The organism is Acinetobacter seifertii (assembly GCF_016064815.1).
GTDB classification, from domain to species: domain Bacteria; phylum Pseudomonadota; class Gammaproteobacteria; order Pseudomonadales; family Moraxellaceae; genus Acinetobacter; species Acinetobacter seifertii.
Genome location: NZ_CP065820.1, coordinates 660747 through 680476 on the forward strand (window position 1 = coordinate 660747; position 19730 = coordinate 680476).

Annotated in this window: 16 protein-coding genes; 8 read left to right on the forward strand and 8 right to left on the reverse strand. The window is 39.1% G+C overall.

The window, feature by feature from the left end:
• Positions 1 to 88 precede the first annotated feature (88 nt).
• The 5 genes from I8T81_RS03250 (at position 89) to I8T81_RS03270 (ending at position 7463) form a co-directional block, all read left to right on the forward strand.
• Entirely contained in the window at positions 89 to 1207 is a 1119-nt protein-coding gene (locus tag I8T81_RS03250) for a CaiB/BaiF CoA transferase family protein (RefSeq protein ID WP_198072105.1), read from the forward strand.
• A 155-nt stretch (positions 1208 to 1362) separates the two neighbouring features.
• Positions 1363 to 2595 carry a carbohydrate porin gene (locus I8T81_RS03255; protein ID WP_151749665.1) on the forward strand — a complete coding sequence of 411 codons (1233 nt, stop codon included), beginning with the start codon at positions 1363 to 1365 and terminating at the stop codon, positions 2593 to 2595.
• Between the two features lie 174 nt (positions 2596 to 2769).
• A complete protein-coding gene (locus I8T81_RS03260) occupies positions 2770 to 5175 on the forward strand; it encodes a glucose/quinate/shikimate family membrane-bound PQQ-dependent dehydrogenase (protein ID WP_019457525.1) in 2406 nt (801 codons plus the stop codon).
• A 166-nt stretch (positions 5176 to 5341) separates the two neighbouring features.
• Complete coding sequence (locus I8T81_RS03265) at positions 5342 to 6985, forward strand: nitrite/sulfite reductase (protein ID WP_004789205.1); 1644 nt, start codon at positions 5342 to 5344, stop codon at positions 6983 to 6985.
• Positions 6978 to 7463, forward strand: coding sequence for a DUF934 domain-containing protein (locus I8T81_RS03270; protein WP_198072106.1), 486 nt, complete (start codon positions 6978 to 6980; stop codon positions 7461 to 7463). Before I8T81_RS03265 ends, I8T81_RS03270 begins: the two co-directional genes overlap by 8 nt.
• A 52-nt stretch (positions 7464 to 7515) precedes the next feature.
• Here I8T81_RS03270 and I8T81_RS03275 read toward each other — a convergent pair whose 3' ends face one another.
• The 3 genes from I8T81_RS03275 to I8T81_RS03285 all read right to left on the reverse strand — a co-directional run bounded on the left by I8T81_RS03275 (position 7516) and on the right by I8T81_RS03285 (position 9891).
• A complete protein-coding gene (locus I8T81_RS03275) occupies positions 7516 to 7959 on the reverse strand; it encodes a VOC family protein (protein ID WP_198072107.1) in 444 nt (147 codons plus the stop codon).
• A gap of 132 nt (positions 7960 to 8091) precedes the next feature.
• The gene (locus tag I8T81_RS03280) at positions 8092 to 9267 is read right to left on the reverse strand and encodes a thiolase family protein (protein WP_198072108.1); all 1176 of its coding nucleotides are present in this window, start codon (positions 9265 to 9267) and stop codon (positions 8092 to 8094) included.
• A 108-nt stretch (positions 9268 to 9375) separates the two neighbouring features.
• Positions 9376 to 9891, reverse strand: coding sequence for a GspH/FimT family pseudopilin (locus tag I8T81_RS03285; protein ID WP_077168726.1), 516 nt, complete (start codon positions 9889 to 9891; stop codon positions 9376 to 9378).
• 379 nt (positions 9892 to 10270) lie between these two features.
• Between I8T81_RS03285 and omp38 the strand changes: the two genes are divergently transcribed.
• A complete protein-coding gene (gene omp38 / locus I8T81_RS03290; protein ID WP_039253174.1) occupies positions 10271 to 11320 on the forward strand; it encodes an outer membrane protein Omp38 in 1050 nt (349 codons plus the stop codon).
• A 128-nt stretch (positions 11321 to 11448) separates the two neighbouring features.
• Here the strand turns inward: omp38 and I8T81_RS03295 are convergent, their stop codons facing one another.
• From I8T81_RS03295 to I8T81_RS03315, 5 genes are all read right to left on the reverse strand, one after another.
• On the reverse strand, positions 11449 to 11607 hold the full coding sequence (locus tag I8T81_RS03295; protein ID WP_004705737.1) for a hypothetical protein: 159 nt from the start codon (positions 11605 to 11607) through the stop codon (positions 11449 to 11451).
• Between the two features lie 3 nt (positions 11608 to 11610).
• Positions 11611 to 12816 (reverse strand): RtcB family protein, encoded by a 1206-nt coding sequence (locus tag I8T81_RS03300; protein ID WP_174741834.1) that lies wholly within the window; start codon positions 12814 to 12816, stop codon positions 11611 to 11613.
• Between the two features lie 277 nt (positions 12817 to 13093).
• On the reverse strand, positions 13094 to 14554 hold the full coding sequence (locus I8T81_RS03305; RefSeq protein WP_004705739.1) for an amino acid permease: 1461 nt from the start codon (positions 14552 to 14554) through the stop codon (positions 13094 to 13096).
• A 21-nt stretch (positions 14555 to 14575) separates the two neighbouring features.
• Complete coding sequence (locus I8T81_RS03310) at positions 14576 to 15589, reverse strand: class I SAM-dependent methyltransferase (RefSeq protein ID WP_198072109.1); 1014 nt, start codon at positions 15587 to 15589, stop codon at positions 14576 to 14578.
• Positions 15590 to 15654: 65 nt separating this feature from the next.
• A complete protein-coding gene (locus tag I8T81_RS03315) occupies positions 15655 to 17013 on the reverse strand; it encodes a uracil-xanthine permease family protein (RefSeq protein WP_004705741.1) in 1359 nt (452 codons plus the stop codon).
• 178 nt (positions 17014 to 17191) lie between these two features.
• Between I8T81_RS03315 and typA the strand changes: the two genes are divergently transcribed.
• Together typA and mscL are read left to right on the forward strand one after the other, a co-directional pair.
• A complete protein-coding gene (typA, locus tag I8T81_RS03320) occupies positions 17192 to 19027 on the forward strand; it encodes a translational GTPase TypA (protein ID WP_004705742.1) in 1836 nt (611 codons plus the stop codon).
• A gap of 255 nt (positions 19028 to 19282) precedes the next feature.
• Positions 19283 to 19714, forward strand: coding sequence for a large conductance mechanosensitive channel protein MscL (mscL, locus tag I8T81_RS03325; RefSeq protein WP_198072110.1), 432 nt, complete (start codon positions 19283 to 19285; stop codon positions 19712 to 19714).
• Positions 19715 to 19730: the final 16 nt, after the last annotated feature.

Here is a 19730-nt window from a genome sequence, read left to right on the forward strand (position 1 = left end):
CAAGGTAAATGGCTGAACATGACATTGTTTTAGAATATTTGCTTAACTAAGATAAAAGAAAATTCAAATAATAGTGGTTAAAAATACGATGACGACAGCATTAAACGGACTTAAAGTTCTCGATTTCTCGACGCTCTTACCTGGACCTTTTGCCACAATGTACTTAGCCGATATGGGCGCAGAAGTTATCCATATCGAATCTCCATCACGTCCAGATCTCATTCGGATTATGCCGCCCTATGCCAATGGACAAGCGACTGCACATAGTTATTTAAATCGAAATAAACAGTCGATTGTTCTCGATTTAAAAGATGCTGCAAGTATAGATCTGATAAAAGCCAAGATTTCCGAGTTTGATATTGTCATAGAACAGTTTCGGCCAGATGTTATGCGTCGCTTAGGGCTAGACTATGCAACGCTTGCAGAAATTAACCCCCGTTTAATTTATTGCTCAATTACAGGTTATGGACAAACTGGAAACTATAAAGATCGAGCTGGGCACGACATTAATTATTTAGCTTTAGCGGGTATTGCAGGTTATAGCGGTCGACAAGATAGCGGCCCGCCACCGCTTGGCATTCAGGTTGCCGATATTGCAGGCGGATCATTACATGCAGTTATTGCTATTTTGGCTGCGGTTGTCGAACGCAGTCGTAGTGGTATGGGACAATACATTGATATTTCGATGACCGACTGTGTGGCGAGTCTAAATAGCATGGCAGCATCAGCCGCACTTGCAGGTCAAGTTGAGCAGGCGCCAGAGCAAGGTATGCTCAATGGCGGTATTTTTTATGACTATTATATGACTCAAGATGGTCGTTATCTTTCTATTGGTAGTCTTGAGCCACAATTTATGACAGGGTTGTCTGCTGCATTAGATTTACCCGTGCTGTTACAAAAAGGCGCGTCATTAGATGCCGAAGATCGACAAGAAGTGAAGCAAGCTATTCAAGAAAAAATTAAAGCCAAAACATTTAAAGAATGGCATGAAATTTTTGCAAATTTGGATGTTTGTGTAGAGCCAGTATTGAGTTTGAGTGAGGCTTTAAACTCGCCATTAGCACAACAACGTGGATGGATTGTGGATGTTCCTTTGCAAAATAATACAACGGATACAGAACCACAGATCGCATGCCCAATAAAGTTTTCACGTTCACAAATGCGATATTCCTTTGTAGGTCAAAAGCTTGGCGAGGGACAGTGGTAATGTCTTAGGGTTATTTCTTATACAGTGTGTATTAAGATTATTATCTGATTAATCAATTGATTAACATTTTGAATAATTTCTTTACATAAAATTAGCGTAACCTTTATAAACAAAGACATAAAAGGTACGTAAACATGAAAACGCATAAATCTTTGATGGTTTCCTGTTTATCCGTTTTATCAATTACTCTTTTTGTTCAGCATGCACAAGCTGCTGCTGCATTTGACCCAAATGGTTCTTGGATGTTGGGTGATTGGAACGGGCAACGCACAGCGTTACAAGCACAAGGTTATGATTTTTCTTTTGGATATACCGGTGAATATGCCGGTATTTTAGATTCAAAGAATACTTCTTCGCATGGCAGTGCTTATACAGGGCAACTCGCTTTAGGTTCGCATTTGGACCTGAGTAAAATTTTAGGGTGGCAAGATACAGAAGCTCAAATCACGTTAACTTATCGTGATGGGCAATCACTTTCTGAACATTCTCCTGCTTTAGCTGGACACATTAGTTCTGCACAAGAAGTGTGGGGTCGTGAGCAAACTTGGCGTTTAACTGATTTATGGATTAAGAAAAAATTCCTTGATCAAAAGTTAGATGTGAAAGTTGGTCGTTTTGGTGAAGGTGAAGACTTTAATAGTTTTGACTGTGACTTCCAGAACTTGGCACTTTGTGGTTCACAAGTGGGTAACTGGGTTGGCGACCAATGGTATAACTGGCCAGTGAGCCAATGGGCAATGCGTGTTAAATATAACGTGCAACCTGATCTATATACGCAAGTCGGTGTATATGAATATAACCCAGAGAACTTGGAACGAGGCAAAGGCTTTAACCTGAGCACAGATGGTTCTCATGGTGCAATTATTCCAGCAGAGGTCGTTTGGTCACCTAAATTAGGTGTGCAAAGCATGCCTGGTGAATACCGTTTAGGTTATTACTACAGCACTGCTGATGCAGAGGAAATTACCAATCCAACCAAAACATCGCATAAACAAGGTGTTTGGGTAACTGCAAAACAAAAACTATTCCAACCAGCTGACCAAACTGATCGTGGTTTAACAGGTTTTGTGAATCTGACTTTCCATGACTCAGATACTAATAAAGTCGACAACATGCAAAATGTAGGCTTAGTTTATAAAGGTTTGCTCAATCAACGTCCTCAAGATGAGTTGGCACTTGGCGTTGCTCGTATTCATATCAATGATGACTGGAGCGATATTCAAGCCAAAGAATATGACACTGAATACAATACCGAGCTTTACTACGGTATTCATGCCACTAACTGGCTAACTATTCGTCCAAATGTGCAATATGTTCGTCATGTTGGTGCATTAAAAAATGGTGATAACACTTGGGTAGGCGGTATTAAATTCTCAACCGTATTCTAAGTAACTATTCCGAAAAACGGATTGTCGATGGCTAAATCATTAATTGAAGTATCCAGACCTTCCGTTTTTTTCTTTATGCCTGAATTTTGTTTTAGATGTATTGGTGATGCCATTTCTCTATAAGGTTTTTGGCACATCTTTCCGATAAAAATGATGATTAATAAGAGGTGGTTTATGAATCAACCTTCTTCAAGATCAGGTTTAACGACTTTTACCGTAATCATTATTGGGTTATTGGCGTTATTCCTGCTAATTGGAGGTATTTGGCTCGCTACACTAGGCGGTTCAATTTACTACATTGTAGCTGGAGTCTTGCTTCTCATTGTTACATGGCAACTCTACAAGCGCGCTTCAACTGCTTTGTGGGTTTATGCCGCATTAATGCTAGGTACCATTATCTGGAGTGTCTGGGAAGTTGGAACAGACTTTTGGGCACTTGCACCACGTTTAGATATTTTAGGTATTCTTGGTTTATGGTTATTGGTTCCGGCTGTGACTCGTGGAATCAACAACCTTGGATCAAGTAAAGTTGCCTTATCTTCAACTTTAGCGATTGCAATCGTATTGATGGTTTATTCTATCTTTAACGATCCGCAAGAAATTAATGGTGAGATCAAAACACCTCAACCAGAAACTGCTCAAGCCGTTCCAGGTGTAGCAGAGAGTGACTGGCCAGCTTATGGTCGTACTCAGGCGGGTGAACGTTATTCTCCACTTAAACAGATTAATGACCAAAACGTCAAAGATTTGAAAGTGGCTTGGACACTACGTACTGGCGATTTCAAGACAGATAATGATTCGGGTGAAACAACCAATCAGGTTACGCCAATTAAAATTGGCAATAACATGTTTATCTGTACAGCTCACCAACAGTTAATTGCGATTGATCCGGCGACTGGTAAAGAAAAATGGCGTTTTGATCCGAAGCTTAAAACGGATAAATCATTCCAGCATTTAACTTGCCGTGGTGTAATGTACTACGATGCAAACAACACAACTGAGTTTGCGACAAGCTTGCAAACTAAGAAGTCGACTTCAACTCAATGTCCTCGTAAAGTCTTTGTTCCAGTCAATGATGGACGTTTAGTTGCTGTAAATGCTGATACTGGTAAAGCATGTACTGACTTTGGTCAAAATGGTGAAGTGAACTTACAAGAGTTTATGCCATATGCTTATCCGGGTGGTTATAACCCGACATCTCCGGGTGTTGTGACAGGTTCAACTGTCGTAATTGCGGGTTCTGTAACAGATAACTACTCAAATAAAGAGCCATCAGGTGTTATTCGTGGTTATGACGTAAATACTGGTAAGCTTCTTTGGGTATTTGACACTGGTGCAGCAGATCCAAATGCTATGCCTGGACAAGGTACAACATTTGTTCATAACTCTCCAAATGCTTGGGCACCTTTAGCATACGATGCCAAACTTGATATCGTTTATGTTCCAACAGGCGTAGGTACTCCAGATATCTGGGGTGGTGACCGTACTGAGTTGAAAGAACGTTATGCTAACTCAATGTTAGCGATTAATGCTTCAACTGGTAAATTGATATGGAACTTCCAGACCACTCATCATGACTTGTGGGATATGGACGTGCCATCTCAGCCATCTTTGGCAGATATTAAAGACAAAGCAGGTAAAACTGTTCCAGCAATCTATGTATTGACTAAAACAGGTAATGCTTTTGTTCTTGACCGTCGTAATGGACAGCCGATTGTTCCTGTAACTGAAAAACCAGTTCCACAAACAGTTAAGCGCGGTCCACAAACCAAAGGCGAGCACTATTCAAAAACTCAGCCATTCTCTGACTTGAACTTGGCGCCACAAGACAAATTGACTGATAAAGACATGTGGGGTGCCACAATGCTTGATCAGCTTATGTGTCGTGTATCTTTCAAACGTCTAAATTACGATGGTATTTATACACCACCATCAGAAAACGGTACTTTAGTTTTCCCTGGTAACCTAGGCGTGTTTGAATGGGGTGGTATGTCAGTTAACCCTGATCGTCAGGTTGCTGTAATGAACCCGATTGGTCTGCCATTCGTAAGCCGTTTAATTCCTGAAGATCCAAACCGTGCACAAACTGCAAAAGGTGCAGGAACTGAGCAGGGTATTCAGCCAATGTATGGCGTACCTTATGGTGTCGAAATCAGCGCATTCTTATCTCCACTTGGTTTACCTTGTAAACAACCAGCTTGGGGTTATGTTGCTGGCGTAGATTTGAAAACGCATCAGGTTGTATGGAAAAAACGTATTGGTACTATCCGTGATAGCTTGCCAAAACTGTTCCAATTACCAGCTGTGAAAATTGGTGTTCCTGGTTTAGGTGGTTCAATTTCTACCGCAGGTAATGTCATGTTTGTTGGTGCAACTCAAGATAACTACATCCGTGCCTTTAACGTTACGAATGGTAAGAAACTTTGGGAAGCGCGTTTACCAGCAGGCGGACAAGCAACACCAATGACTTACGAAATTAATGGTAAGCAATATGTTGTGATCATGGCCGGTGGTCATGGTTCATTTGGTACAAAAATGGGCGACTATTTAGTAGCTTATGCATTGCCAGATAACAAATAAACCTTTGCTATAAAAAAAGCCCAGATTGATCTGGGCTTTTTTTATATTGATTTATATTAAAGCTTATCAATAAAACCGTTATTAAATATGCAAAAAAAGCATTTTATTGATGAATAAAAGCTCGCTATGCTATCCGCCTTAATAATGAATCTACTAGCCATACGCCATGTATTTATATACCGATTTCGACCAGCAGCTTGTTAATGAACGAGTTGCTCAGTTCCGTGATCAGACTGAACGCTATTTAGCTGGCAAACTTTCTGAAGATGAATATCGTCCATTACGTTTGCAAAATGGTTTATATGTGCAACGTTATGCGCCTATGCTGCGTATTGCTGTGCCGTATGGCTTAATGAATTCTAAACAATTACGTAAAGTTGCTGAAGTTTCAACTGCTTATGACCGTGGCTATGCGCATGTATCTACGCGTCAAAACATTCAGTTAAACTGGCCTGCACTTGAAGATGTGCCAGATATTTTGGCTGAACTTGCAACTGTACAAATGCATGCCATTCAAACGAGTGGTAACTGTATTCGTAACACAACAACTGACCAATATGCTGGTGTGGTTGCTGGTGAAATCGCAGACCCACGTCCAACATGTGAATTGATTCGTCAGTGGAGTACATTCCACCCTGAATTTGCATTCTTGCCACGTAAGTTCAAAATTGCTGTTTCTGCACTTGAAGAAAAAGATCGTGCAGCAACGGCATTCCACGATATTGGTGTTTACATCGTGCGTAATGAAGCGGGTGAAATTGGCTATAAAATTATGGCTGGTGGTGGTTTAGGCCGTACCCCAATTATTGGTAGCGTTATTCGCGAGTTTTTACCACGTGAAGATTTAATTGCTTACTTAGAAGCAGTTCTACGTGTTTATAACTTGCATGGCCGTCGTGATAACAAATATAAAGCGCGTATCAAAATCTTGGTTAAAGCATTAACACCTGAAGTATTTGCTCAGAAAGTTGAAGCTGAATTTGAACATACACGTGAAGCATTAAAAATTCAGCCAGAAATCTTGAAAAAACTGGATGAAGAGTTCACTCCGTTTGATTATCAAGATTTAGCAGATGAAGACTTTACCGCTTTGTTTGCTGAGCATCCAAAATTCAAGCAATGGTTCAATATCAACACGCATGCACATAAAGTGAAGGGCTATCGTATAGTTACGATTTCTCTAAAACGTGCAGGTATCGCACCGGGCGATATGACCACTGAAGAAATGAACTTTATTGCAGATCTTGCAGATAAATATACATTCGGTGAACTTCGTACCACTCACGAACAAAACATTGCTTTGGCAGATGTACCTCAAAAAGATTTGTTCGATGTATGGCAAGCGCTTGAACAACAAAATATGGCACGTGCACATATTGGCTTTATTACCGATATTATTAGTTGCCCAGGTGGTGATTTCTGTTCACTTGCAAATGCGAAATCAATTCCTATTGCTGAAGCGATTACACGTCGTTTTGATGACTTAGACAAAGTTTATGATCTTGGCCATTTAGATCTAAATATTTCTGGTTGTATGAATGCTTGTGGTCACCACCATGTAGGTAACATCGGTATTTTAGGTGTAGATAAAAAAGGCGCTGAGTTCTACCAAATTACATTAGGTGGTAATTCAGACCATGATGCCTCAATCGGTGACATCTTAGGGCCATCATTTGCAGCAGATGCTGTGCCTGACGTAATTGAAGAAGTACTAAATACATATCTTGATTTACGTACAGAAGGTGAGCGTTTTGTAGATACATATCGCCGTGTAGGAATTCAACCATTTAAGGAGCGTGCATATGCTTAATACAGCTCTACCAGTGCTTTCTAAAGATGGCACGATTGCAGACAATACTTATCAAATCATTGCTGAAGATAGTGTCGTTCCTCAAGGTGATGTAGTTGTAACAACAGCTCAACTAGACCAGTTAGCTAACGTTCAAGGCAAAAAAGCTTTATATGTGACTGTAAATGATTCACCTGAAGATCATACATTTCCATTAAATGAACTTGATGCAATCTTCATTGAGTTTGCAGGTTTTGGCGATGGCCGAGGTTACTCATTTGCAGCACTATTGCGCCGCCAAGGTTTCAAAGGTGAGTTACGTGCAACAGGTGATGTGTTTAAGGATGTTTTAAACTACTTAAAGCGTTCTGGTTTTGATAGCTTTGTCGTAAAAGAAGGCAAAGACGTACAAGAAGCTGCGGCAGGTTTGCAAGATTTTACCAATCCGTATCAAGCTTCAACTGCTGTGCCAAAAGCGAGCTACCAAACTGGTGCTTAAGATATGCTGACATAAAAAATCCCGCAATTTGCGGGATTTTTTATATTTAAAATTATGTATCAAGTTGGCAATTAACCATCCACTTTATGCCGAACTGGTCAGTAAAAGCGCCATATAATGCGCCCCAGAAAGTCTTTTCTAGAGGCATTTCAATTTGGCCATTTACAGATAGTGCATCAAAAAGCTGCTTTGCTTTCTCTTGCTCATCTTTTTCAAGGTTTATTGCAATGTAGTGATTAGTGCCTTGAGTAAAAACACTGTTAGGAGCACAGAACTGATCATTGGTATCTGATGCCATAAGTACAGTGTATTCATTAATTGGTAGAGAAACGTGAAGAACCAGATTTTTGTTCGCTTCAGATAATGTCACACCTTCTGTAGGTGGCATATCACCATAGCGACTCAACATGGCGAACTCGCCGCCAAAAACTGATTTATAAAAATTAAAGGCTTGCTCTGCCTGACCTTGAAAGTTGAGGTAGTGATTGAGTTGCATTGTTATTGTCCATTGTTGTTTTCGTTTAAAAGAATAAGTTAAAACTTAAAAGTGATTTTGTGGGTCATTTTTTGTAGTTTTTTCATAAAAAAAATCCCACCGAAGTGGGATTTTAAAAATAGTTAATTTTAATTAAATAAGTTCAATCGCAACGGCTGTTGCTTCACCACCACCAATACAAAGTGCTGCAATACCTTTTTTAGCGCCAGTACGTTTCAGCGCATGAATCAGCGTAAGAATAATACGAGAACCTGTAGAACCTACTGGATGACCTAATGCACAAGCCCCACCATTGATATTCACTTTTTCAGCGTCAAGTTTGAAATCATCAACTGGACACATGGTAACCATGGCAAAAGCTTCGTTAATTTCCCATAGATCAACATCTTGAGCATTCCATCCTGCTTTTTTTAGAACTTTTTCAATGGCGCCAACAGGAGCAATTGTAAATTCTGAAGGATGCTGAGAGTTTGAAGCTGTTGCAATAATTTTTGCCAGTGGCTGTAAACCACGTTGAGTAGCAACCTCACTTGAAGTTAATACTAATGCAGATGCACCATCTGAAATAGAGCTTGCGTTTGCTGCGGTAATTGTACCGTCTTTTGCAAAAGCTGGTTTAAGCGAAGGAATTTTGTCGATCTTTGCATTTAAAGGTTGTTCATCTTGATCAACAACGACATCACCTTTACGGCTAGGTACGGTAACAGGAACGATTTCATCTTTGAAATAGCCTTCGGTAATTGCAGTTTGAGCACGTTTTAAAGAGCGAATTGCAAAGTCATCCATTTGCTCACGTGTATAGCCACGAGTATTTGCCATATCTTGAGCAAAAGAACCCATTAAACGACCTGTTTCAGCATCTTCTAAACCGTCAAAGAACATATGGTCTTTAATTTCGCCATGACCCATGCGGTAGCCAGCTCGTGCTTTTGGTAAAACATACGGGGCATTTGTCATTGACTCCATACCACCTGCTACCACAATTTCAGCGCTGCCTGCTTTGATCATATCGGCTGCTTGCATCACGGCTTTCATGCCTGAACCACAAAGTTTATTAATCGTCACTGCACCTGTAGAGTCTGGTAAACCAGCTTTACGCATCGCTTGACGAGCAGGGCCTTGTTTTAAACCAGCAGGAAGAACACATCCCATAATGACTTCTTCAACATCAGTAGGCTGCAAACCTGCTCGTGCAATTGCTTCTTTAATTGTTACTGCACCTAGTTCGGGCGCAGTTAGACCAGATAGTGATCCTTGAAAACCACCCATAGCAGTACGAGCACCATTAACAATTACGATGTCAGTCATTGTTGTAATCTCCGATTGTTCTTTATCTCAAATTAAGAAAACATTAAAACTTAAGCAGTATATTGCAAAATGGGGATAGTATTGGGTTCTGCATTAGACTGTAGAGTTCTAACAATTTTGAGATTCTTCTAAGCGTACGTGCCCCATTTTGCTGAGAATTAACTTAAAATTTTTAAGCTGATCATAAGAACAATAAATAAAACTGCCATTAGACTCGATTGGAAGTCCGGAATTGCCCTGAAAAACAATACTATTTTGTTTTTTTCCAAAACGTTGTAATTTCATAGAACCATAATGATGGTTAAGATCTACGGAAGTTAATAACTCTTCATTTAAATCATGTTGTAGATTACGATTATTGTCTACAAAGCTAATGAGTTGACTATTCCAGTTCGTATTACAAATGAATTGATCGGAACTGGGACACAGAACAATGTTTGTATGCCTAACAATCGCGTCATATTTAGCTTTTTGTATATGAATTGTGAGTACACGCGGAGTATTTTTTAATTCTGCAGATGCCATAAATTGATGGTATAAAGGAATGGCTATAACTGACATAATTATAATAATTACGAGGGTTATAGAGAGTTCAACTATAGTAAAACCAGGAGATTTAAACATTAAGAAACCTTAATATATGTATAAATAGAGTAATTTTATGTTTTCTGACAATGATTTATATTATTTTTTATAATAAGGAAACACAAAATTAAATAAGGGTTATCAGTTGGCTAGAATACTGGTAAAATCACCGCAAGCGAAACAAAGAAGTTATTCATTTTTGCTAGTTGAGTAAAAAATTACCGAATTACAACGGAAATTGTAAGTAATTTTGTCAATAATTTACTTGATTAAAATTATCAAGCACTTGGAAAGTTTATCAAGTGTTTGTATGATTCAAATGTGAATAGCTTAAAAATAATACTGGGGTAAAAATATCTCAGGGGCCAATAAATTTAGGCTGAGCTTGAACAACAATTGTTATCTCTGGAGGATATCCATGAAATTGAGTCGTATTGCACTTGCTACTATGCTTGTTGCTGCTCCATTAGCTGCTGCTAATGCTGGCGTAACAGTTACTCCATTATTGCTTGGTTACACTTTCCAAGACAGCCAACACAATAACGGCGGTGACAAAGGTAGTTTAACTAACGGACCTGAGTTACAAGACGATTTATTCGTTGGTGCAGCTTTAGGTATTGAGTTAACACCATGGTTAGGTTTTGAAGCTGAATATAACCAAGTTAAAGGTGATGTAAACGGTATTGCGGGTGCCCCAAATGCTGAATACAAACAAAAACAAATCAATGGTAACTTCTATGTTACTTCTGATTTGATTACTAAAAACTATGACAGCAAATTCAAGCCATACGTATTGTTAGGTGCTGGTCACTACAAATACGATATTCCTGATCTTGGTTACCACACTAGCGAAGAAGGTACTTTAGGTAATGCTGGTATCGGTGCGTTCTATCGCATCAACGATGCTTTATCTCTTCGTACAGAAGCTCGTGGTACTTATAACTTTGACGAACAATTCTGGAACTATACAGCTCTTGCTGGTTTAAACGTAGTTCTTGGTGGTCACTTGAAGCCTGCTGCTCCTGTAGTAGAAGTTGCTCCAGTTGAACCAACTCCAGTTGCTCCACAACCACAAGAGTTAACTGAAGACCTTAACATGGAACTTCGTGTGTTCTTTGATACTAACAAGTCAAACATCAAAGACCAATACAAGCCAGAAATCGCTAAAGTTGCTGAGAAGTTAACTGAATACCCTAACGCTACTGCACGTATCGAAGGTCACACAGATAACACTGGTCCACGTAAGTTGAACGAACGTTTATCTTTAGCTCGTGCTAACTCTGTTAAATCAGCTCTTGTAAACGAATACAATGTTGATGCTTCTCGTTTGTCTACTCAAGGTTTCGCTTGGGATCAACCGATTGCTGACAACAAAACTAAAGAAGGTCGTGCTATGAACCGTCGTGTATTCGCGACAATCACTGGTAGCCGTACTGTAGTAGTTCAACCTGGTCAACAAGCTCAATAATTTGAGTTTCTGAACAGTAAAAAAGCGACTCTAACGAGTCGCTTTTTTTATTGCGATTTTTCAAATATTTTTTCATTTCTATATCTCCTCAATAATATCTATTCAGTTAATTGTTTATAGATAAGTTTTTACCAAACACCTTTTTTTAATTGCTGTTTAGTATCTTGTCTATCTCGACGATGCTGTGCACGAGGTTTTTCTGTCTCATGCATACCACCTTTTTGAAGTAAAGGGGACAGAGCTACGTGGTTACGGACCTTAATTTTTGGCATTTCTTTAATTTTCATGTTTTAACCTTTAATACATAAAACTTGTTTAAGTGTATGGACCACTTCAATAAGATCTGATTGGTTCGCCATGACTTCATCAATATCTTTGTAAGCACTTGGGATCTCATCGACAACGCCACTGTCTTTACGGCACTCAATACCTTTGGTTTGCTCAATTAAGTCTTGTTGATTAAAAAGAATTTTTGCCTTGCTACGGCTCATTTTACGCCCAGCGCCGTGAGAACATGAACAAAAAGACTCAGAATTAGCTTTTCCTCTAACAATATAAGAGCGTGCTCCCATAGAGCCAGGAATAATTCCTAACTCATCTAAACCTGCTCTAATCGCCCCTTTCCTGGTAACTAAAAGATTTTCACCAAAATGGGTTTCTCGACTTACATAATTATGATGACAATTAATTGCTTCTTTTGTCATTTGAAACGAGGGTAGAATAGGTCGGATTGCTTCTAAGACTAATCGCATCATTTCTTTACGATTTTCAAAAGCATATTCTTGGGCCCACTCCACAGCTTCTACATAATCATTAAAACTGTTTGAACCTTCAGCAAAATAACTTAAGTCTTTATCAGGTACGTGTCCAAAGCGATGTTGTGCTTCTTTCTTGGCGAGCTCAATAAAATAAGTACCAATGACGTTACCAAGTCCTCGGCTACCTGAATGTAGCATTACCCATACATCTTGATTTTCATCAATACATAACTCTATAAAGTGATTGCCACCACCTAATGTGCCTAATTGTTTTTGCCAAGTGGCATCAAACTGCCGAAGCATTCGAATTAAACCAGGATGTTTTTTTACAATCGGTTGTAAGCGCTTTTCGAGTGGGATAATACTCGATGCTTTAGCTTTGACCTGCTTATGTAAAGCAAATCCAACTGGTACTTTACGTTCAATTGCATCACGTAAACGACTCAAGTTATCAGGTAGCTGTGAAGCCTTTAGACTTAAACGAATTGCATTCATTCCACAGCCAATGTCTACACCGACTGCAGCTGGAATAATGGCATGTTTAGTCGGAATAACACTTCCTACAGTTGCACCTTTTCCTACGTGAACATCTGGCATAACAGCAATATGTGAATATATAAATTGCAGTTGTGCCATTTTCTTCAATTGTTCGATACTTTCACTGTCTATATCTTGAGTGAAAATTTTAACAGGGACACCATAGAGTGCCTCTTCATTTAATATTTTTTGTATGCCCATAATTTTTCTCTTATTTTTATGTCCGAATAGGCATAAAAAAACCTAGCGAATGCTAGGTCTTAAATTCGAGCATTCGGACAAGTGAATTAAATTTGTACACTTGTCCGTGAGCTGACATCGTGCCAAATCGTTACTGTTTTTTACCTTGTAGTGTTGGCATGATGTCCTCCTTTTTTTAAAAGTACCGTTGAAAATCTGAACGGCATTTTACCTGTTTTTAACTAAAGATCAAGCTTTGGATCTTCAGCTTACTTTAATTAATGACTTAAACTTACTGTTAATCTTGCTCTGGTTTTACATTCATTTTATCGTAACTAATTAATTTAGTTTTATATTTCCATTTATATCCGAGCCAAATTACTAAGAATAAAGGCAAACTAATATAAGTAGAAAGTAAGCCGATCCAATCAATTTTTCCACCCAAAATAGCTTGATAATTTTGGCCTAAGATAATGATTGAACACAGAATGAATGCGAACCAAGGCGCAAATGGGAAAAACTTGGCACGATATGCTAAATCTTCAAGTTTATACCCTTGAGCGATATAACCTTTACGAAAGCGATAATGTGAAATTGCAATACCTAACCAGACAATAAAACCACACATCCCTGACATGTTAAGTAACCAGTTAAATACTTGCTTTTCACCAATAAAAGTCGTCAAGAAACAAAATGCGGCGATAAATGTAGTCGCATATAAGGCATTCATTGGAACACCACGATTATCGAGTTTTGCAAACCATTTTGGTGCACGGCCTTGTTGAGCCATATCAAATAACATACGGGTAGAAGAATACATGCCCGAGTTACCTGCTGACAAAATAGCAGTCAAAATAACCGCGTTCATTAAGCTCGCAGCGAAAGCAAAGCCTACCTTTTCATAAAGCAAGGTAAAAGGAGAAAGGGCAACATTTTCTGTTGTTGCAGCTTGTAATAAATTTGGATCATCGTAGGCGATAAGTGTGCCGATAATGAAAATACACAAGATATAGAATAATAAAATTCGCCAGAAAATCTGTTTAATTGCAAGTGGAATAGTTTTCTTTGGATCTTTCGATTCACCCGCAGCAACACCCACCATTTCGGTTCCCTGAAATGAGAACCCTGCAATCATGGCGACCCCAATCATAGCTTGTAAACCACCCACAAAAGGCGCATCTTTGTAGGTCCAGTTGCCAAAAGTCGCTACTCCTGGTGTCAACATCAGCTTAATTATCATGGCGATACCGATGATAATGAAGGCAATAATTGCAATAACTTTAACCATTGAGAACCAGAATTCACTTTCACCGAAACCTTTTACACTCATTGCGTTAATCATGAAAATGATAACGAGGAAAAGGGCACTCCAGTAAAAACCGGGAATATCGGGAAACCAGAATTTCATAATAAACTGTACAGCAACGAGCTCAAACGCAACTGTAATTGCCCAGTTGTACCAATAATTCCAGCCTAGAGCGAAACCAAAGCCATCTTCAACATAGCGACTGCCATAGGTAAAAAATGCACCAGATGTTGGGGTATGAGTCGCAAGCTCACCTAAACTGGTCATTAAGAAGTAAATCATAATACCAATAAGAGAGTAAGCGAGTAGAGCCCCACCAGGGCCTGCGTTTGCAATGGTTGATCCAGAAGCAAGGAAGAGACCTGTACCAATGGAACCACCAATGGCGATCATATTCAGATGACGAGCTCCAAGCTTTCGCTGGAGTTTTTCAGGAGCATGTGTTTCGCTCATGGAGATTCCTTACATAGTTTGTTATGCACAGGCATATAACACCTTAAAGCCTTGAAGATCAGTTTTAATCTCACACTGACCAAAGTGCTTCTCAATTAAGATCGGATAGTTTAAAAAACGGTTTGCTACAATCCATAGCTCACCCGATGCCTTTAAATGTTTTTTAGCGTTCTGGCAGAGTCCTTCACTTGCATCATAGTTGGTATGAATACCTTGATGAAAGGGAGGATTACTGACAATGGCATCAAGTTCTGTTGGGGCGTCTGCAATTCCTATAACAGGTTGCAATCTCAACTGGTTTGAACCTATTCCATTTCGACTAAAAGTCATTTCCGTTGACCGTAAAGCGAAAGCATCAATATCTAAGGCATGAATAATATTACTTGAATTTATTTTTGCCAAATAACAACTGATAATTCCTGCACCACACCCGAAGTCGGCAATTCTACCTGATTTCACCTGATTAAGATAAGGGAGTAAAACAGCAGTTCCCACATCTAGATGATTTTGACTGAAAACCCCCGGTAGAGCACAAATGGTAAGTTCATGTCCATTTGCTTGAACAGTATAGGTTTTTAACCAGCTTTCAAGAGGTTTGAGCTTTTCAGTTTTCTCAATTTTTAAATGCCATAACTGACAATGTCGAGCGCTATCAAGTTTAAGAATTTTGCCAAAACTTTGTAGTTGTTTAGCAGCTCTTTCAACACCACCTTTTTTTTCACCTACTAAAAAAACTGATTGGTCAGTTTTTAGATGGCTCATCACCACATGCAATATATAGTTTAAAAGCTCTTTTGATTTTGGAACAAAAATTATAGCCTGATCAAATTCTTGTAATGGAAGCTCAACCGAGAAATGTGCTGTCGTGCCTGTATTAATAAAACCTTGGTAATCTGAATAATTCCATGTCCAGACTGATGCATCAACCCCAGATGGTAATTGACTGACTAAGGCATCATTGGGTGCATTAATTAACAAGAGTCTACCTTTTAAATAGTCTTCTTGTCTTAATACCACTTCACTTCTAGGATCCATGTACATCTCTCATGAAGAAGAATGCCCAGTGGAAACTGGGCAGTAATCAAAAAATTAAAAATGGGTTATTTGTGTGTTTCAGGAAGTACAACATTTAAAATTAATGCCGCAATACCGCCTGTTGCTACACCAGAACTAAAAATATTTTTAAATAACTCTGGCAAGTGTTCCAAAATTTGAGGAACTTGAGCAACACCTAAACCTAGTGCAAGTGAAATCGCGATAATTAAAAGGGCACGACGGTCTAAGTGAATAGATGAAAGAATGTTAATGCCTGAAGCAGCAACCGCACCAAACATTACCATAACTGCTCCGCCTAATACCGCCTGTGGTACAGCTTGTATTACACCCGCTACAGCAGGGAATAGACCTAATATAATGAGTAATGCTGCAATCCAGATCCCTACGTAACGACTCGCCACACCAGTGAGTTGAATAACACCATTATTTTGGGCAAAAACAGAACTAGGGAAAGTATTAAATAATCCTGCAAGTAAGGAGTTTGCGCCATTCACTAACACGCCACCTTTGATGCGTTGCATCCACTGAGGACCATCTACAGGTTGGTTTGAAAGTTTACTGGTTGCTGTGACATCACCAATTGCTTCTAATGAAGTCACCAAATAAATGAATGCCATTGGAATAAATAAGCCCCATGAGAAGCTTAAGCCAAAGTGCATTGGTGTTGGAATTTGAATAACTGGCGCGTCTTTTAGACCAGAAAAATCTAGGTACCCCATGAAGCCGGCAAGAATGTAGCCAATAACCAAAGCAATCAAAATAGCTGAGCTTTTAATCCACACTACGCGTATGCGATTTAAAACAATAATAATAGCTAGAACTGTACAAGACATTATAAGGTTATCAGAACTTGCAAAAGTATGATCTTGCATAGCTTGGTAACCACCACCCATACTAATGAGGCCTTCTTTAATAAGCGTTAAACCAATCAGCAGTACAACAATACCTGTCACAAGCGGAGTAATAAGTCTTTTTACCCATGGTAGGATTTGTGACACACCCATTTCAATAAATGAACCAGCAATCACCACACCAAAAATAGCAGCCATAACCTGATTTACTGGTGTACCTGCGGCAACCATTGCACTCCCAATACCAATAATTGGGCCAATAAAGTTAAAACTAGTACCCTGAACAATGAGTAGACCTGCACCGAAAGGACCAACTTTTTTGCATTGTAAGAAAGTTGCAATTCCTGAAATGACCAAAGACATGGATAAAATCATGTTGGTTTCGGTACGTGAAACACCCAAAGCTAAACAAATAAGAAGCCCAGGTGTAATAATTGGGACAATAATTGCAAGCAAATGTTGAAAAGCAGCTAAAAAAGCCACGAATGGTTTTGGTCGGTCATCTAGTCCATAAACAAGGTCAAGATGGTCTGGTGATGGTTGATTGGACATGGGAGTAAATACGCCACAATTTCGCAAATTGGTGCTATTCTAATCGAGATACCTATCTTTACAAAACGAAATACAGGCTATTGGGAAATTTTTTTGTCAATGTCAATAAACTGTCACTACTCAAGAGTAGTGTTTTTCTGTATAATTTGCCCTCAAATTTCAGGCGTTTCTAATTTTCATGTCAGATATCAAAAATCTCCGTAATATCGCAATTATTGCGCACGTCGACCACGGGAAAACCACACTTGTCGATAAACTACTTCAGCAATCAGGTGCTCTCGGTGACCGAGCAGGCGAGATTGAGCGTGTCATGGACTCGAATGCGCTTGAAAGTGAACGTGGTATTACCATCTTAGCGAAAAACACTTCTATTACTTGGTTGGATAAGCGTACTGATACAACTTACCGTATCAACATCGTGGACACCCCGGGACACGCCGACTTCGGTGGTGAAGTAGAACGTGTTATGTCGATGGTTGACTGCGTATTACTTCTTGTTGACTCTCAAGAAGGCCCAATGCCACAAACTCGTTTTGTAACGCAAAAAGCCTTTGCTCGTGGTTTGAAGCCAATCGTTATTATCAACAAAGTTGATAAACCAAGTGCACGTCCAGACTGGGTAATCGATCAAGTATTTGATTTGTTTGATAACCTTGGTGCAACTGATGAGCAATTAGATTTCCCAATCGTTTATGCATCAGGTTTACGTGGTGTAGCGGGTCCAGCTCCTGAAGAACTTGCAGAAGACATGACTCCGTTGTTCGAAACGATTGTAGACATCGTTGAGCCACCAGCAGTTGACGTTGATGGTCCATTCCAAATGCAGATTTCATCACTTGACTATAACAGCTTCGTAGGCGTTATCGGTGTTGGTCGTATTCAACGTGGTTCAGTAAAATTAAACACTCCTGTTACTGTAATTGACAAAGATGGCAATACACGTAACGGTCGTATTTTAAAAATCATGGGTTACCACGGTTTAGAACGTATTGATGTAGATTCAGCATCTGCTGGTGACATCGTATGTATTACTGGTATTGATGCACTTAACATTTCTGACACAATCTGTGATCCGAAAAATGTTGAAGCATTACCAGCTTTATCTGTAGATGAACCTACAGTATCTATGACTTTCCAAGTAAACAACTCTCCGTTTGCAGGTAAAGAAGGTAAATTCGTAACTTCACGTAATATCCGTGAACGTCTTGATCGCGAATTAATTCATAACGTAGCTTTACGTGTTGAAGACACTGACAGTCCAGACCGCTTCAAAGTATCTGGTCGTGGTGAACTTCACCTTTCAGTTTTAATTGAAAACATGCGTCGTGAAGGTTTTGAAATGGGCGTATCACGTCCACAAGTAATCATCAAAGAAATTGATGGTGAAAGACAAGAGCCTTACGAAAACGTAACGTTTGACGTTGAAGAACAGCATCAAGGTGCTGTAATGGAACAAATGGGTCACCGTAAAGGCGAAATGACTAATATGGAAGTTGACGGTAAAGGCCGTATCCGTATTGAAGCGACTGTGCCTTCACGTGGTCTAATCGGTTTCCGTTCTGAATTCTTGACCATGACTTCTGGTACAGGGATCATGACTTCAAGCTTCTCGCATTATGGTCCTGTTAAACAAGGTACTGTTGCGAAGCGTCAAAACGGTGTGTTGATTTCTATGGTTCAAGGTACTTGCTTGGGCTATGCATTGTTCAGCTTACAAGACCGTGGTCGTTTATTTGCTAAGCCACAGTTAGAAGTTTACGAAGGTATGATCGTGGGTATTAACTCTCGTTCAGACGATATGGTTGTAAACCCAACTAAAGCGAAACAATTAACTAACGTTCGTGCATCTGGTACAGATGATGCTTTAACTTTAGTACCTGCAATTGAATATACGCTTGAACAAGCGCTTGAATTCATTGAAGATGACGAGTTAGTAGAAGTAACACCTAAATCAATCCGTATCCGTAAACGTTACTTGACTGAAAACGAACGTAAACGTAACCGTGATAAATAATTTTTCTGAATTGAAAAAGAAAAACCGCTAAATTAATTTAGCGGTTTTTTTAATTTTTATATTTGAAATTAAATTAACCTTAAATTCATATTTTTCTTCTAAACGAATATGTTGTTAAAGTGTGAGATAGTTTTCTTTTTTTTGATAAAAATATTAAATTATCAATATCATGGCGAGTACTATCTAATTCGATAAGATGCCAATGAAAAAGAAAAATATGACGTGTTTCGGCCCCCGACATCTGGAGATGTTTAGATGAGTATTATTCAAGAATTTAAAGAATTTGCCATTAAAGGCAATATGATGGATTTAGCCATTGGTGTGATTATTGGTGGTGCTTTTGGCAAAATCGTGGACTCTTTGGTGAAAGATATTATCATGCCGCTTATTAGTGTAATTACTGGTGGTGGTGTTGATTTCTCTCAAAAATTTATCGTGTTAGGTGCAAATCCTAATAACCTACAAGCCTTAGATGCCTTACAAAAAGCAGGTATCAACGTATTGACCTATGGTAACTTCCTCACCATTTTAATTAACTTCATTATTTTGGCTTGGGTGGTATTCTTGATGGTGAAATTATTAAATAAACTTCGCCGTAATAAGAATGAGCCAGAAGCTCCAGCAGCAACTCCTGAAGACGTGCAATTGTTGCGTGAAATTCGTGATGAGTTGAAAAAGAAAGCTTAATCAGATTCGAAATAAA